At 62.0% G+C, this 14,526-nt stretch carries 13 protein-coding genes; 12 read left to right on the top strand and 1 reads right to left on the bottom strand.

Annotated features, from left to right (window positions below; all coding sequences use genetic code 11):
* Positions 1-45 precede the first annotated feature (45 nt).
* Entirely contained in the window at positions 46-738 is a 693-nt protein-coding gene (locus FFS30_RS22035) for a hypothetical protein (protein ID WP_137915355.1), read from the top strand.
* A complete protein-coding gene (locus FFS30_RS22030; RefSeq protein ID WP_137915354.1) occupies positions 735-2,564 on the top strand; it encodes a 2Fe-2S iron-sulfur cluster-binding protein in 1,830 nt (609 codons plus the stop codon). The genes FFS30_RS22035 and FFS30_RS22030 overlap by 4 nt, the downstream gene beginning before the upstream one ends.
* 151 nt (positions 2,565-2,715) lie before the next feature.
* Here FFS30_RS22030 and FFS30_RS22025 read toward each other — a convergent pair whose 3' ends face one another.
* Entirely contained in the window at positions 2,716-3,501 is a 786-nt protein-coding gene (locus tag FFS30_RS22025) for a hypothetical protein (protein WP_137915353.1), read from the bottom strand.
* Between the two features lie 266 nt (positions 3,502-3,767).
* On the opposite strand from FFS30_RS22025, the gene FFS30_RS22020 reads away from it, so the two are divergent.
* From FFS30_RS22020 to FFS30_RS21975, 10 genes are all read left to right on the top strand, one after another.
* Entirely contained in the window at positions 3,768-4,097 is a 330-nt protein-coding gene (locus tag FFS30_RS22020; RefSeq protein ID WP_137915352.1) for a hypothetical protein, read from the top strand.
* A 241-nt stretch (positions 4,098-4,338) separates the two neighbouring features.
* The gene (locus FFS30_RS22015) at positions 4,339-6,705 is read left to right on the top strand and encodes a heavy metal translocating P-type ATPase (protein WP_137915351.1); all 2,367 of its coding nucleotides are present in this window, start codon (positions 4,339-4,341) and stop codon (positions 6,703-6,705) included.
* A gap of 51 nt (positions 6,706-6,756) precedes the next feature.
* A complete protein-coding gene (locus FFS30_RS22010) occupies positions 6,757-7,230 on the top strand; it encodes a DUF305 domain-containing protein (RefSeq protein ID WP_212742546.1) in 474 nt (157 codons plus the stop codon).
* 158 nt (positions 7,231-7,388) lie between these two features.
* Complete coding sequence (gene merP / locus FFS30_RS22005) at positions 7,389-7,676, top strand: mercury resistance system periplasmic binding protein MerP (RefSeq protein ID WP_137915350.1); 288 nt, start codon at positions 7,389-7,391, stop codon at positions 7,674-7,676.
* Positions 7,673-7,960: a GDCCVxC domain-containing (seleno)protein gene (locus tag FFS30_RS24370; RefSeq protein WP_249352589.1), complete on the top strand. Its 288-nt coding sequence runs from the start codon at positions 7,673-7,675 to the stop codon at positions 7,958-7,960. The genes merP and FFS30_RS24370 overlap by 4 nt, the downstream gene beginning before the upstream one ends.
* Positions 7,961-8,057: 97 nt before the next feature.
* Complete coding sequence (locus FFS30_RS21995) at positions 8,058-8,450, top strand: hypothetical protein (protein WP_137915349.1); 393 nt, start codon at positions 8,058-8,060, stop codon at positions 8,448-8,450.
* 63 nt (positions 8,451-8,513) lie between these two features.
* On the top strand, positions 8,514-9,785 hold the full coding sequence (locus tag FFS30_RS21990; RefSeq protein WP_137915348.1) for a TolC family protein: 1,272 nt from the start codon (positions 8,514-8,516) through the stop codon (positions 9,783-9,785).
* 11 nt (positions 9,786-9,796) lie between these two features.
* Complete coding sequence (locus FFS30_RS21985; RefSeq protein WP_171014791.1) at positions 9,797-10,951, top strand: efflux RND transporter periplasmic adaptor subunit; 1,155 nt, start codon at positions 9,797-9,799, stop codon at positions 10,949-10,951.
* 40 nt (positions 10,952-10,991) lie between these two features.
* Entirely contained in the window at positions 10,992-14,102 is a 3,111-nt protein-coding gene (locus tag FFS30_RS21980) for a CusA/CzcA family heavy metal efflux RND transporter (protein WP_137915346.1), read from the top strand.
* Positions 14,102-14,422, top strand: a complete 321-nt coding sequence (locus tag FFS30_RS21975) for a P-II family nitrogen regulator (RefSeq protein ID WP_137915345.1) — start codon at positions 14,102-14,104, stop codon at positions 14,420-14,422. Before FFS30_RS21980 ends, FFS30_RS21975 begins: the two co-directional genes overlap by 1 nt.
* The last annotated feature ends 104 nt before the right edge of the window (positions 14,423-14,526 follow it).

Here is a 14,526-nt window from a genome sequence, read left to right as displayed (position 1 = left end):
TGATGGTGAGGGCGCATTGCAAACATTTTCCCAAGGCAGGTTCCCATGAAACCCGCATTCTGGGCACGGCGTGCCCACAAATGGATCGGTTTGATCATCGGCGTCCAGGCGCTGCTCTGGATGGTCAGCGGCGTCTACATGACTTCGGTGTCGCTGGACGTCATCCACGGCGATCATCTGGCAGATATTGACGTCGAGCCGTTGCAGTCGCCATCGCGCTGGCTGGATTCGGCAGCACTCGCCGCACGCTATCCCGATCTGATGGCTTACAAGATCAAGCAGTTCATGGGCAAGGACGCATTCGAGATCCATCACGGCGGCAAAGTGCTGCTGATCGACGCGGTCAGCGGCGCTCAAATCACCCCGCTGGACGAGAGCCGCGTGCGTGCGCTCGCCGCGTCGATGTACCAGGGCGATGCGGCCGTACGCGCTGTCGAGTGGATCACCCAGGCGCCGTCCGAAGTCGCGACACGGCCGGTGCCGATGTGGGCGGTGAGTTTCGCCGACCGCGGCGACACGACGCTGTACTTCTCGCCCGACACCGGCGAGCTGCTCGCGCGCCGCCACGACCTGTGGCGCTGGTTCGATTTCCTGTGGATGTTCCACATCATGGATTATGAGTCGCGTACCGACGTCAACAACAATCTGCTGCGCACGGCCGCGGCGAGCGGATTCGCGTTCGCGGCGAGCGGTCTGTGGCTGCTGTTCTATTCGTTTCGCCGGAGGGCCGCTGCATGACGCCGTGGCTGCGCAAGATTCACAAATGGGTGGGCCTCATTGTCGGCGTGCAACTGTTGCTGTGGACGACGAGCGGTTTCGTGATGAGTCTGCTCGACCACGACGCGGTGGAAGGCAAAGCGTATCGCGCGTCCGCACCCGCCGCGCGTGCCTGGCCGCCGGATGCGCTTGCGCCTGCGCAAGTCGTTGCGGCAGCGGCGACGAAGGTGCAGACCCTGACCACCGGGTGGCTGCTCGACCGGCCCGTTTATCACCTGTCCGACAGCGAAAGCGCGCGCACGGTCGACGCGATGAATGGCGCCGCGATTGAGATCGACGCCACGCTGGCCAGTGCATTGGCCGCGGCCTCGTACGCTGGGCCGGGAAAGCCGGCAACGTCGCAGAGGTTGGACAAGACGCTCGAAGTGCGCAATCACGACGGGCCATTGTGGCGCGTGGATTTTTCCGACGCGAACGACACGACGGTCTATCTCTCCGCGCAGACGGGGCGCGTGCTCGAACATCGCAATAAGACCTGGCGCCTGTTCGACGTGTTCTGGATGCTGCACATCATGGACTACGCCGGGCGCAAGAACTTCAACAATCCGCTGGTCGTCACGATGGCCGTCGGCGGGCTCTGGCTCGCGTTGACCGGGATATGGCTGCTGGTGGCTAGCTTTCATTGGCACGAGTTCGTTCCGCAGCGCTTCCGGCGTCGGCGCGAACTTGCGGTCTACGCACCCGACGGCACGCGGCTGAGCACGCTGGCATCGGCGGTGGGCGACAGCGTGTATGTAGCGATGGCCCGGCAGGGCCTGCATCTGCCTTCCAATTGCGGCGGCGGCCAGAGCTGCGGGCTGTGCGAAGTCCGCGTGCGCGGGGTTGCGCCGCCGCCCACCGCCGCCGATCGCGCGCACCTGACTGGCGCCAAGCTGAAACAGGGCTATCGACTTGCCTGCAATTTGCACCCGTCCGCGGATATGCGCATCGAAGTCGATGCGGGTGCCGGACTGTGGACGCGGCATACGGCGATCGTCGAGCATGTCGACGCGGTCACGCCGTTCCTGCGTGAGATCCGCTTGCGCATGGCGCAGGCCCCAGGGCCCGAGTTTCGCCCCGGCGCCTATGTGCAGATCCACGTGCCGGAATATGCGCTGCAGCGAGCGGACGTCCTTCATCCCGAGCATCATCGCGAGGACTGGGCCGCGCTCGATCTGCCTGCTGCGCTGACGAACAAGAAGCCGGTGCGGCGTTCCTATTCGCTTGCCATGCCGGTGGAGCGGGTGGGCGGATGCTTGATCTTGCTCGCCCGCTTCTCGCCGAATCGCGCGCACGGCAAGCAGTTGCCGGCGGGCAAGGGCTCGACCTGGCTGTACTCGCTCAAGCCGGGCGATCAAGTTCATTTCAGTGGCCCGTTCGGCGACTTCGCGCTCAAGCCTGGCGGTCGTGAAAAAGTGTTCATCGGCGCCGGCGCTGGCATGGCGCCGCTGCGCGCGATGCTGCATGCCTGTCTCGATACGGGCGCGAAGGAGCGCATCCACTTCTGGTATGGCGCGCGCAGCCTGCGCGACACGCCGTATATCGAGGAGATGGAGGCGCTTGCCGCGACGCATCGCAATTTCAGTTGGCATCTCGTCGTTTCGGGCGAAACAAATGCCGCGTTCGCGAGCGCGCAAGGACAAGTGCATGAGGTGGTGCAGGAAATGTTGTTGAGCCGCCATCCCTATTTGCAAGCTTGCGATTTCTATCTGTGCGGACCGCCGGCGATGCTGACTGCGACGCGCGCGCTACTGCGCGAGCTAGGTGTCGCCGAGGAGCAAGTTGCCTTCGACGATTTCAAGATTTGAACGGGTCGGAAGACTGCGCCCCGATTGTGAAGTCTCCACTCCGGATGTGGGAGGGTGCATCACAGTCATAGCCCCGCACAGCTGTCATGGCATTTCTGCCCCGCAAAACAAACGCGCCGGGAAACCGGCGCGTTCGGAACGGATCGAAGAATCACTCGGCGTCGGGTGGCGCCAGAGTGACATGATTGATCCACAGACCGCCCTTGCCGTCGGGTGCGACCCATGTCTCTTCGAATGCACCCTGATGCACCAAGTGGCCCAAGGGCACTTCACCGGCCATCGAATGCTCTTCGGCAGCGGTTACGGCGCTCGTGGTGCTGTAGCTGTTATAGCTGTCGAGGTGCTGGTAGATGATCGCCAGCTCATCATAGTCGTGCTGGTTTGGCGAGGTGCTCGTCGGGCTACTCGAATAGTCCATGCAGGTGTTCTGGGACGAGCCGTCCTCGCTCGTGTGACCCAAACCAAAGGTATGGCCAACCTCTTGACACATCACATGCTTGGCCTCGTTCGCGTCGCCTGCGTAAACGGAGGCATAGCTGTCATTCATCTTGGCCGTGCCTTGCGAGATGTGACCGTTCGCGTCGAGATTGATCGAAGCGAGACCCAGCCAGCCATTCTTCCCATAAGCCGCGTTGCAGACGCGGATTTTACCGGGAACGGCGGAGCACTTGCGGCGCGATTGACTCGTATTGGTGAAGGGCGAAAGCACCAGGTTAAGACTGTTCGACTGCGACCATTGTGATGCAGCAGTTCCGAGCAACGAAGGCCAGTTCGCATTGGTACCCCCCGGCACCGTGCTATCCAGCGTTTGCAAGTTGAAGGATGCTGTAGTGCGAGCCCAGTGATAATTGTTCCAACTGTGCGACGCGCTGGCCGAAAACGAACCCAAGGTAATCGCGGCAGCCACGGCAGCCGCAACAAGATTGCGCATTTTCATGAGGATCCCCAAGAGAAAGCTGAAAGTATGGCCCCCCCTCAGCCCGGTTTTTAGCGCACTCTCGCGCTTCGCTCCTCCCATCGAAAGGTGCGCAAATCATCACCTTCGCAAATCAGCCGTCAAGCCGCGGCGCAACATGGCATTGTGCTTGGTCTGTCAGGGTCGGCGCGCTGTTCGGAATATTTTCGTTAAGCAAGAAATTGGTTCACGTCGAATAAATTGTGCACAGCGTATTCTCATGCTTCCCACTTCGAGGAGAAGTTCCTATGAGCCGCTTCCGCAAAACAACGCAACTTCTTGGCTTCTCGATTCTCGCGCTTGGCATAGCGGCCGGAACGGCTTCCGCGCAAGATACGCGGCCCGCCGACCGCCAGGAACACGCCGCAACGGCAGAACAGATGCAAGGCATGCACGACATGAAGGGCATGGACAACATGCACATGATGTCGGCCAAAGTAGACGCCATCGATCCAAAGACCGGTCTTGTCGACGTGACGTCGAGCGGGATGAAGCTCAAGCTGCATTTTCCGCCTGCCTCGCTCGCGAACGTCAAGGTTGGCGATACCATTACCCTTCATCTCGGGTTTTCCAAGTAACGTCGAATCGATCTCGCGTGCTGGTTGCCGGGGGCTCTCGCTGAGCTTGCGATGAGCCTCCGACAACGCAGTATTCGTGATTAACAGAACGGGTAACTTTGCGTGGCTGGACCGCCTCGCAGACCCGGGGATTGGCTTGCCTTATGCAATTGTCCGTCGCGGAGGGGGCCGCAAGGGGCGAGCTGTCGGGTATGCACTGTCCGCTGGCCCGGTAGTGGGCGTGGATGTTCAAGGAGACACCATGAACGAAGCCGATCATGACAAGCGCAGCGAGCACCACGCGCACGATGACGTACATCCAGCGGCCGGCGGTGGCGCTTCGATTCGAGACGTCGTCTGCGGGATGATGGTTGATCCTGCTACGGCGAAACATCGCCGCCAACACGCGGGAGCGGATTACTACTTCTGCAGCGCGAAGTGCGAAGCGAAATTTGCAGCAGATCCCGAGCAGTACGTGGGCGTGTCACAGGCCGCTGTCGCAAAACCGCCGGTGCCCGCGGCAACGGAAACGATCTATACCTGCCCGATGCACCCGCAAATTCGTCAGCCGACGCCCGGCAATTGCCCGATCTGTGGCATGGCGCTCGAGCCCTTGGTGCCCTCACTCGAAGAGGAGGACACGGGCGAGTTCGACGACATGTCGCGGCGGTTCTGGTGGACACTGCCGCTGACGGCCGTTGTATTCGTGCTTGCGATGGCCGGCCATCGGCTGAATCTACTGTCGCCGGCGGTTCAATCATGGGTCGAGCTGGCGCTCGCCACACCGGTTGTGTTGTGGGGCGCGTGGCCTTTCTTTGTGCGCTTCGTGCAATCGATCACGAACCGCAGCCCCAACATGTGGACCCTGATCGGCTCGGGTGTGGCGATCGCCTATGCCTACAGCGTGGTCGCAACGCTCGCGCCCCAGGTATTTCCGGCGTCGTTCGTCGAGCACGGACGCGTCGGCGTGTATTTCGAAGCGGCCGCAGTGATTACCTCACTGACCCTGCTCGGACAAGTGCTGGAACTCAAGGCCCGCTCGCAAACGTCGGCCGCGATCAAAGCGCTGCTGCAGCTCGCGCCGAAGACCGCTCGACGAATCCGCGCAGATGGTGCCGAGGAAGACGTGCCGCTGGATGCAGTGCAGGCCGGTGACAGCCTGCGTGTGCGCCCCGGCGAGAAAGTACCGGTTGACGGCATCGTCACCGAGGGTTCGAGCTCGGTAGACGAATCGATGCTCACGGGTGAACCTGTGCCGGTTACGAAGCGTCCCGGCGATAAGATCGTCGGTGCCACGCTCAACACGACTGGCGCCCTCATCATGCGCGCCGAGCGCGTGGGTGCGGAGACGATGCTGTCGCAGATCGTGCTGATGGTCGCACAGGCGCAACGCTCGCGCGCGCCGATGCAACGCATGGCCGACGCGGTCGCCGGCTGGTTCGTGCTCGCGGTGCTCGCCATCGCCGTCGTCACGTTTCTCGTCTGGGGCTTCTTCGGACCGGAACCGAGCTGGGTGTATGCGCTGATCAACGCACTCGCGGTGTTGATCATTGCGTGTCCTTGCGCACTCGGGCTTGCCACGCCGATGTCGATCATGGTCGCCACGGGCAAAGCGGCGAACTCCGGCATCTTGTTCCGCGATGCGGCGGCGATCGAGGCGATGCGCACGATTGACACGCTCATCGTGGACAAGACCGGCACTCTGACCGAAGGTAGGCCGGCGTTCGACCGCTGCGTGCCGGCGCCCGGCTTTGCCGAAGACGATGTGCTGCGTGCCGCGGCGAGCCTCGACCAGGTATCCGAACATCCGCTCGCGCAAGCGATTGTCGCCGAAGCCAAGCGCCGGAAGTTGGTGCTGAGCAAACCGGTCGGATTCAATTCCGAAACCGGCATCGGCGTCAAAGGCGAGATCGACGGGCGACCCGTGTTGCTCGGTAACTCCACGCTGATGGAGCAAGCCCGGATCGACCTCGTGCCGCTGCGCGAAGACGCCGAGCGTCTGCGCCAAGACGGTGCGAGCGTCATGCATCTTGCCGTGGACGGCAAGCTCGCCGGGCTCCTTGCGGTATCCGATCCGATCAAAGCCAGCACGCCGGACGCGCTCAAGGGCCTGCGCGATGCCGGCATCCGCGTGACGATGGCGACAGGCGACGGCTGGACGACTGCGCGTGCCGTGGGTTCGCGACTTGGCATTGACGAGGTCGTCGGTGAAGTCAAACCAGCCGACAAGGTCGCACTCGTCGCCAAGCTCAAAATGGAGGGCCATAAAGTCGCCATGGCCGGCGATGGCATCAACGATGCGCCGGCGCTCGCACGTGCGGATGTTGGCATTGCGATGGGTACGGGCACTGATGTCGCGATGAACAGCGGTCACGTAACGCTCGTGAAAGGAGATTTGCGCGGCATCCTTCGTGCGCGCGTGCTGTCCGAGCAGACGGTGCGCAACATGCGCCAGAACCTGGGCTTCGCGCTCATCTACAACGCGCTCGGCATCCCGATTGCTGCCGGCGTGCTGTATCCGTTCACCGGACTGTTGTTGTCGCCCGTCATTGCGGCGCTCGCAATGAGTTTCAGTTCGGTCTCCGTGGTCGGCAACGCCTTGCGTCTGCGCCGAACGCACGACGGCTGACCGCTATGTTGAACCCACGCCAGCGGGCGCATTTGTCAAAGGAGGTGCGCGATGTCTTCCCACGAACATACTCAGTCCGGCACACCTGGGATCGGCCCGTATGGCCGATTCATCGCAATGGTCGCTCTCTCGTTCATTGCGATGTACATCCTGATGTACGCGATGGTCAATTCGGTCGCGAACGTCTACAACAACCTGAATGAGTTCTACATGGCGGGACTGATGGCCATGCCGATGGCGGTCATCGAACTGTTACTGATGGCGGCGATGTATCCGAACAAGCGGCTCAACGCGATATTGGTCGGCGCTGCTATCGTTGTGGGGTTGCTGTTCTGGTTCAGCATTCGGAATCAGGCCGCTATTTCAGAGCAACAGTTCCTGCGTTCGATGATCCCGCACCACGCCAGCGCTCTCCTCATGTGTCGTCAGAACGCCTTTGCAGATCCGGACCTTCGCCGACTCTGCGGCGAGATCATCGAGTCCCAGCAGCGTGAAATCGATGAGATGAAGGCAAAATTGCGATAGATCCGTCAGCAAGGCGCCATGCTGAAGTGCTCAAAAGCTGCTGCGCTCCGCCAGTGAATAATGACGGGCTGAACTGAGGCGTAGCGCGTGGACAGCTTTCCGTACCAGTCAGCATCTCAAAGAGCGCTCACTTACTGCTAAGGCGGGATAATTCACGCATGATCCTGCGTATGGTTGCAGCACTGGTTCTGCTCATCGGCTCGATGTCGATTGAAGCCGCGTCGCGAACGGTTACCTTGTCCATCCCGGGGATGGATTGCCCCACCTGTCCGATCACGATCAAGAAAGCGCTGACCGCCGTGCCTGGCGTCAGCAAAGCCGAGGTGCGTTTCGAGAGCCGACAGGCTGCCGTCACATTCGACGATTCGAGGACTGCTCCGGCGGAACTGATTCGGGTGACGACAGACGCCGGCTATCCGTCGAAAGTGCTCGAGCCCATGCCATGACCGACCTTGTACTGAAGTCGACATTGACCTGCCCGCAGTGCGGCCACGCCGCGATCGAAACGATGCCAACCGATGCCTGCCAGTGGTTCTACGATTGCCTGTACTGTGGAGCGCTGCTCAAACCCAAGCCGGGCGATTGCTGCGTATTCTGCTCGTATGGCTCTGTGCCGTGCCCTCCCATTCAAGAGAACGGTTCGACGAGCGCGTGTTGTGCAGGAAAAGCAGCTCCGAGACCTTCAGCAAACGAGCACAACTTGCAGTGTAAACCGAGTGGACCTCGTTGAACGGGCCACTCAGAAAATCTGGACAGATAGGACGTGGCATCACAGGGCAGCGAGTTGAAATTGTATAACCCTGCGTGTCGCGGTTAGAGTTTGTCCCATGGATCGCGCTCTGCCGCCGCTGATCACTCGCTTGCGCCGTCGCCTGTTGGCTGCGGCGTGGTTCGGTGTGTTTGCGATCCTGTTCAAAATCAGCATGGCAATGGCCTGTTTCGGTGACGGCGTCCAGCGCGACGCGGGCGCAGCATCGACTGTCACGACGACCACCGCCGCAGCTAGCGTGGCGATTGCGGACTCTTCCAGCGACGGCGTCGAGACGCCGTGCTGGCATGCCGGAGCCGGCGGTTGCCATTGCGGCTGTTTGCATGGGTCTGCGTTGCCGGTAGCCCTAGTTGTTTTGTCGCCGCCTTTCTCCGGCTTTGCGCTGCCTCCGGTAACGCCAACGCCGTTGCTCACGCCGCGCGAATCTACGCTGCGCCCTCCGATCGTCTGACGTCGTACCGCAGGTGCCTTCCGCCGTTGGCGGCAGGTTTTGGTCGACTCAGAGGGTTTTTGCATGTCCCCGTTTTTATTGGCGCGACGGTTTGTCGCGCAATCCGCCTTGGCAATGGCGGTGTGTATCTCCAGTCTGGAGCCGTCGTTCGCCACCGAACCCGGTGATTTGGCGCCGGTTCGCCAAGCGTTGCGAACCGCATGGCAGCAGCACCCCAGCTATCAAGCTACCGAAGCTCAAATCAACGCGGCCCGCACCCGGCTCGATGCGGCCGGCCAACCGCTCTACAACCCGGAACTTCAACTGACCCGAGACAACGGCGGTGAGGAGAAGACCGTCAGCGCCGGCATGAATCTGACGTTGGATTTGAGTGGCAAGCGCCGCGTGCGCCGCGATGCGGCCGACGCCAGGCTCGATCTGGCGACCGCAGAAGCCCATCTGCGGCGGCGTGATTTCGCGAGGTTATGGCTCATTGGCTGGGCGGATCTTCAGGCTACCCAATTGCAGGTCGCGACCGGCGAGCGTCGACTTGCACTGATCACGCGTTTTTCGGGATTGGCCGAGAAGCAGTTCACTACCGGCGATATTTCCGGGCTGGAGCGCGACCTCGCGCTGCTTGCACGCGATGAAGCCCAGGCCGAGCAAGCGCAATGGCTGGCCGACCAGGCGGAGGCCGAAGCGAAATTCCGCAGCGTCGGAGGCAACCCGGACACAATCGCCTCATTCGATCTGCCTGCCGGGGGACTACCGGCACCGGAGCCCGCAGGGGACCTGCAGGCACTGCCGGACTGGCAGGTAGCGCAAGCGACGGCGACGGCAACCGAACGTGAAGTTGCGGTCGCTCGCCGCAATCGCGTGGCCGACCCCACCGTGGGCGTGTACGGCGGACGCAAGGAGTATCGCGCGGGCGGCCCTACGGACAGGGTGTACGGCGTAACCGTGACGATTCCCTTGTTCGTGCGCAATTCCTATCGCGCCGAAGTGGTCGCCGCCCAAGCCGAGGCCGACGCGGCGCACGCCGAATTGCAGCGTGTGCGGCTGGAACTGGAGGCCGAGCGCCGTCGCGCTGTGGACAGCTATGCCGCGGCGCGTAGCGCATGGTCCGGCTGGAAGCGCAGCCGCGGCACCGACGTGACACGCCGTGCCGATCTGCTTGAACGCTCCTGGCGCCAAGGTGAGCTGTCCACCACCGAGTATCTGTTGCAACTCAAGCAGACGCTCGACACGCAATTGGCCGGCGCGAAGCTGCAAGCGCGCGTTTGGCGTACCTACACCGACTATCTCGCTTCCAGCGGCCGTCTCGAGGACTGGGCCGCATTGGAGCGCAATCCATGAGAACTTCGACGATGACCTACCGATGGAAATTGCTCGCGCTGTTAGCGACCTTGCTCGTATTGGCCGCCTGTTCCAAGGCCCCCGAAACCGCGTCCGCGAAATCCGCACCCACGGCCAATGCCAAAGCAACCGAACATTCGAGCAAGGACGAATCGAGCAAGGAATCCGAGAACTCCCGTGCGGTGAAGATGGATGAAGCCGCCCTCAAGGCGGCCGGAATTCAGTTGACGGTGGTGCAGCCCTCGGTCTCGGGCGAGCAACTGCGCGCGCCAGGCGAAGTGCTCGACAACGCCTACGGCACGACGCTGATCACCCCGCGCGTGGAAGCGCTGGTGGTTCGACGTCAAGCCAAGCTCGGCGACGAGGTGAAGGCCGGCACGCCCTTGGTGACCTTGGCCAGCGTCGCCGTCTCCGATGCGCAAGCGGAACTGCGCATCGCCGAACAGGAGTGGCAGCGTGTTTCCGCGCTTGGCCCGGAGGCCGTGTCCGGCCGCCGCATCAGCGAGGCAAAGGTGGCCCTCGATCGTGCCCGGGCCAAGGCGCAAGCCTACGGTCTGCCCGGTGCGGCAACCGGCACAGTGAATGGGCAATTCACGTTGAGTGCGCCGCATGACGGCCGCATCACCGAAGACAATTTCGTGGTCGGCGAACGTATCGAACCGGGGCGGACGCTCTACCGTCTGGTGGACGAGTCCATGGTGTGGGTGGACGCCAAACTGCCTTCCGGCGCCGCGCCTCGTGTCGTTGTTGGCAGCCAGGCCACAGTGGTGGTCGGCGGTCAGCGCATGGCCGGCAAGGTGTTGCGCACCGCGCACCGCACCTCAGAAACGACGCGCAACGCGGTGGTCCGTATCGAAGTACCGAACACCGACGACCGCCTGCACGGCGGCGATTTCGTCGATGTCTACCTGGATGCCGAAGCCGGAACCGGTTCGCGCGCGGCGCTGGCGGTTCCCACGGCGGCACTGGTGCAGTTCCAAGGCGACACCGTGGTCTTCCGCAAGAGTGCGGGCGACATGCTGGAGGCCGTTCCGGTTCGTGCCGGCGCCGTGATCGGCGATATCACCGTCATCGAGGAAGGGCTCAATCCGGGCGATTCGATTGTGGCCAGCGGCGCCTTTGCGCTGAAGGCGCAGCTTCTCAAATCGCAGTTGGGAGAAGAATGATGAACATCCTCCTGACTGATCGATGCAACGGGGGTGCACCATGCTGAATCGCTTGGTCGAACTTTCGTTGCGCTACAAATTTCTGGTGCTGATCATCTTCGCGGTCGTGGCGTTCCTCGGGTTCAGCGCCGTGCGTACGGTCCCGATCGATGCCTTTCCGGATGTCACGCCGGTACAGGTCAACGTCTATACGGAGTCGCCGGGCTTGGCCGCCGAGGATGTGGAGCGATTGCTGACCACACCGGTCGAGTCGGCGCTGGCCGGCTTGCCCAAAGTGCAGGAAATCCGCTCGGTCAGCTTGTTCGGCTTGTCATACGTGTCGGTCTATTTCGAGGACGACATGAACATCTACTTCGCCCGACAACTGGTCAACGAGCGCCTTCAAGAGATCGGTGATCGGCTGCCCGCGGGTTACGGCAAGCCAGGCATGGGTCCGAACACGTCCGGCCTAGGCCAAGTCTATTGGTACACGGTCGAGCGAGCGCCTGGTGTAAACAAGGATCAGGTCACCGACATGGATCTGCGTACGTGGCAGGAATGGACGGTCCGCCTGATCCTGCGCACCGCACCGGGCGTGGACGACGTGACGTCCTGGGGCGGCGGCGAGCGCCAGTTCCAGGTGCGCATCGATCCGCAGCGCTTGTACGCGCGCGGCCTCGGATTTGGCGACGTGATCAAGGCGATCCCGGAGAACAACGGCCAGGTCGGCGGCAATGTGATGGACGTGGGGCGCGAGCAATTTTTGGTTCGCGGTCTGGGCTTGTTGAAGTCGGCGCAGGACATCGGCGCGATCGTGCTCAAGTCCGAACACGGCGTCCCGGTGTATGTGCGCGACGTGGCTACGGTGACGGAGGCTCCGGCGCCGCGCTTCGGTGCCGTGACCCGAGATGGCGAGGAAGTCGTCATGGGCCAGGCGCTCGCCCGCATCGGCGAGAACGCAAAAAATGTAGTCGAGGCAGTCAAGGGCAAGCTTGATATCGTGCGCGCGGCGTTGCCCAAGACCATGGTGCTTAAACCGATCTACGAGCGCACCGATCTCGTCAACAAGGCGGTCAGCACGGCGGTACGGGCGCTAATCGAGGGTTCGATTCTTGTCGCCATTATTCTGTTCCTGTTCCTTGGCGAAATACGCTCGGCGATCGTCGTCATCGTGACCTTGCCGCTGGCCATGCTGATTGCCTTCATCGGCATGAACAAGTTTGGCCTGTCGGCCAATTTGATGTCGCTCGCGGGCCTGGCCATTGGTATCGGCATGATGGTGGACGGCGCCGTAGTCATGGTGGAGAACGCATTTCGCATCATGGCCGAACGTCTGGAGCACGGCGAGAAGGTCGATCGAACCGCCGCGGTGCTCACGGCGGCCAAGGAAGTCGCCAACCCGATCGCGTTCGCGATCATCATCATCATCGTGGTCTTCCTGCCGTTGTTCTCGCTGGAAGGCCTGGAAGGCAAGATGTTCAAGCCAATGGCGTTCAACATCGCCTTCGCGATGGCCGGCTCGCTGATCCTGAGCCTGACCCTGATACCGGTGCTGGCGTCCTTGATTCTCAAACCGAAGGAAGAGCGCGATACCTGGCTGGTCGCGCGAGTAAAGCGAATCTATCGCCCCCTTCTGGACAAGGCGCTGACGCACAAAAGGACCGTCGTGGTCAGTGCGCTCGCCGCGCTGGTGGGGGGCTTGGCCCTCTTCCCCTTCCTGGGCAAGGAATTCATGCCGCAACTGCAGGAAGGCTCGATCATGTGGCGCGTGACCGGTATTCCCTCGACCTCGCTCAACGAGTCGATCCGCACGAGCAACGTTATCGCGCAGGCATTCAAGCAATTTCCCGAGGTGGAAACCACGCTGGCGATGATCGGCCGTGCCGAAAAAGGCGAGACCGCAGACGTCAACTACATGGAAATCTACACGGCCCTCAAGCCGGAGCGCGAATGGACCCGCGGCCGCAACATCAAGCAACTGGAAAGCGCGATGCAAGAAACGCTGGAAAAAGTCGTGCCCAACGTAGTGCCGAGTTACACCCAGCCAATCCAGATGCGCGTCGAGGAGCTGATCTCCGGCGTGCGCGCCACCCTGGCGCTGAAACTGTACGGCGAAGACCTTGCGCAGCTGGACAAGCTCAGTGCGCAGATCAAGACGGCTTTGAGCAAAGTTCCGGGCGTGGCCGATCTGGCCTTGGAAGCGAATGTGGGCAAACCCCAAATCCGCATCGCGGTAAACCGAGAGGAATTGGCGCGACACGGCATGAACGCCGAGGACGTGTTGACCCTCGTGCGCAATGGCCTTGGTGGCGAGCCTGTCAGTGTGCTGCTCGACGGCGTGAAGCGCTTCGATATTGCGGTGCGTTTGGACGATGCCACGCGCGATTCGGTTGAGGCGTTGCGCCGCATCCCGTTGCGCACCTCGACCGGCGCGGTGGTGCCGTTGTCCGAAGTGGCGGACGTCAGCGTCGCCGAAGGGTTCTCGTTCGTGCGCCGCGAACAGTTGCAACGCTACGCGGTGATCCAGATGGACGTGCGCGGCCGCGACGTGGACGGATTCGTGAAGGACGCCAATGTTGCGATTGGCCAGCAGGTCAAACTGCCGCCCGGCTACTGGGTGGAATGGGGCGGCGCGTTCGAGAACCAGCAGCGCGCTTTGGCCAAGCTGGCGCTGATCGTACCGATCACGATCTTCTTCATTTTCGTGTTGCTCTATACCGCGTTCAACTCGATCAAGTACGCCACGCTTATCATCGCCAACGTGCCGTTCGCCACGATCGGCGGCCTCGTCGCGTTGTTCGTCACCGGGCAGTATCTGTCCGTGCCTTCGGCGATCGGCTTCATTGCAGTGTTCGGCGTGGCCATGCTCAACGGTATCGTGCTGGTGAGCTTCCTCAACGAATTGCGTGACAAGGGGTTGTCGCCGCGCGATGCCGTGGTGCAAGGCACGGCACTGCGCCTGCGTCCGGTGCTGATGACCGCGAGCGTCGCCATCCTGGGACTCGTGCCGATGCTCCTGTCCACCGGGGTGGGTGCCGAGACTCAGCGCCCGTTGGCGACCGTGGTGGTCGGCGGCTTGATCAGCTCGACGTTGCTGACGCTGATATTGCTGCCCGTGGTTTACGAATGGCTCGAGTCGAGAGCCGAGCGCAATGCTCAGGAGAGTTCGTGATGAAACAAATCAAAGCATTTATCCATCGCAACCGGGTTTCTGATCTGATCCATAGTTTGGAAGCCGCAGGGTTCCACCAACTCAGCCTGATCGACGTCAAGGGCCTGCTCCGCGCACTTCGTGCGCGCGAGCAGGAATACTCGGTCGAGCTCGGCGACAAGGTGATCAGCGAAGTCCAGATCGAGGTGTTCTGTGAGGACGCCGATGTGGGTCGCGCCGTGGACATGATTCGGAGCCTCGGGCGAACCGGTCACTCCGACGCCGGCTGGATTTACGTCAGTCCGATAGAGCAATCGATACCTATCAGCAAGGCCTCGTAGCCACGCCTACGATAGCCAAAAGGAAGCCTACCGTATCGCGGCGAGCCGATTCGTCGCGATTCTCGACGCGGCAGCCGTTACTCCTCACTGGAATCAGGAAAAAC

Source organism: Rudaea sp. 3F27F6 (genome assembly GCF_005503555.1).
Taxonomy (GTDB): Bacteria; Pseudomonadota; Gammaproteobacteria; order Xanthomonadales; family Rhodanobacteraceae; genus Rudaea.
The sequence above is the reverse complement of the archived record's forward strand: the minus strand, read 5'-3'. Positions and strand labels throughout refer to the sequence as shown.

What these genes read in the sequence shown, in the direction of transcription:
- FFS30_RS22035 (WP_137915355.1), top strand. Translation starts at nt 46, where the DNA reads ATGAAACCCGCATTCTGGGCACGGCGTGCCCACAAATGGATCGGTTTG.
- FFS30_RS22030 (WP_137915354.1), top strand. Translation starts at nt 735, where the DNA reads ATGACGCCGTGGCTGCGCAAGATTCACAAATGGGTGGGCCTCATTGTC.
- FFS30_RS22025 (WP_137915353.1), bottom strand. Translation starts at nt 3,501, where the DNA reads ATGAAAATGCGCAATCTTGTTGCGGCTGCCGTGGCTGCCGCGATTACC.
- FFS30_RS22020 (WP_137915352.1), top strand. Translation starts at nt 3,768, where the DNA reads ATGAGCCGCTTCCGCAAAACAACGCAACTTCTTGGCTTCTCGATTCTC.
- FFS30_RS22015 (WP_137915351.1), top strand. Translation starts at nt 4,339, where the DNA reads ATGAACGAAGCCGATCATGACAAGCGCAGCGAGCACCACGCGCACGAT.
- FFS30_RS22010 (WP_212742546.1), top strand. Translation starts at nt 6,757, where the DNA reads ATGTCTTCCCACGAACATACTCAGTCCGGCACACCTGGGATCGGCCCG.
- merP (WP_137915350.1), top strand. Translation starts at nt 7,389, where the DNA reads ATGATCCTGCGTATGGTTGCAGCACTGGTTCTGCTCATCGGCTCGATG.
- FFS30_RS24370 (WP_249352589.1), top strand. Translation starts at nt 7,673, where the DNA reads ATGACCGACCTTGTACTGAAGTCGACATTGACCTGCCCGCAGTGCGGC.
- FFS30_RS21995 (WP_137915349.1), top strand. Translation starts at nt 8,058, where the DNA reads ATGGATCGCGCTCTGCCGCCGCTGATCACTCGCTTGCGCCGTCGCCTG.
- FFS30_RS21990 (WP_137915348.1), top strand. Translation starts at nt 8,514, where the DNA reads ATGTCCCCGTTTTTATTGGCGCGACGGTTTGTCGCGCAATCCGCCTTG.
- FFS30_RS21985 (WP_171014791.1), top strand. Translation starts at nt 9,797, where the DNA reads ATGACCTACCGATGGAAATTGCTCGCGCTGTTAGCGACCTTGCTCGTA.
- FFS30_RS21980 (WP_137915346.1), top strand. Translation starts at nt 10,992, where the DNA reads ATGCTGAATCGCTTGGTCGAACTTTCGTTGCGCTACAAATTTCTGGTG.
- FFS30_RS21975 (WP_137915345.1), top strand. Translation starts at nt 14,102, where the DNA reads ATGAAACAAATCAAAGCATTTATCCATCGCAACCGGGTTTCTGATCTG.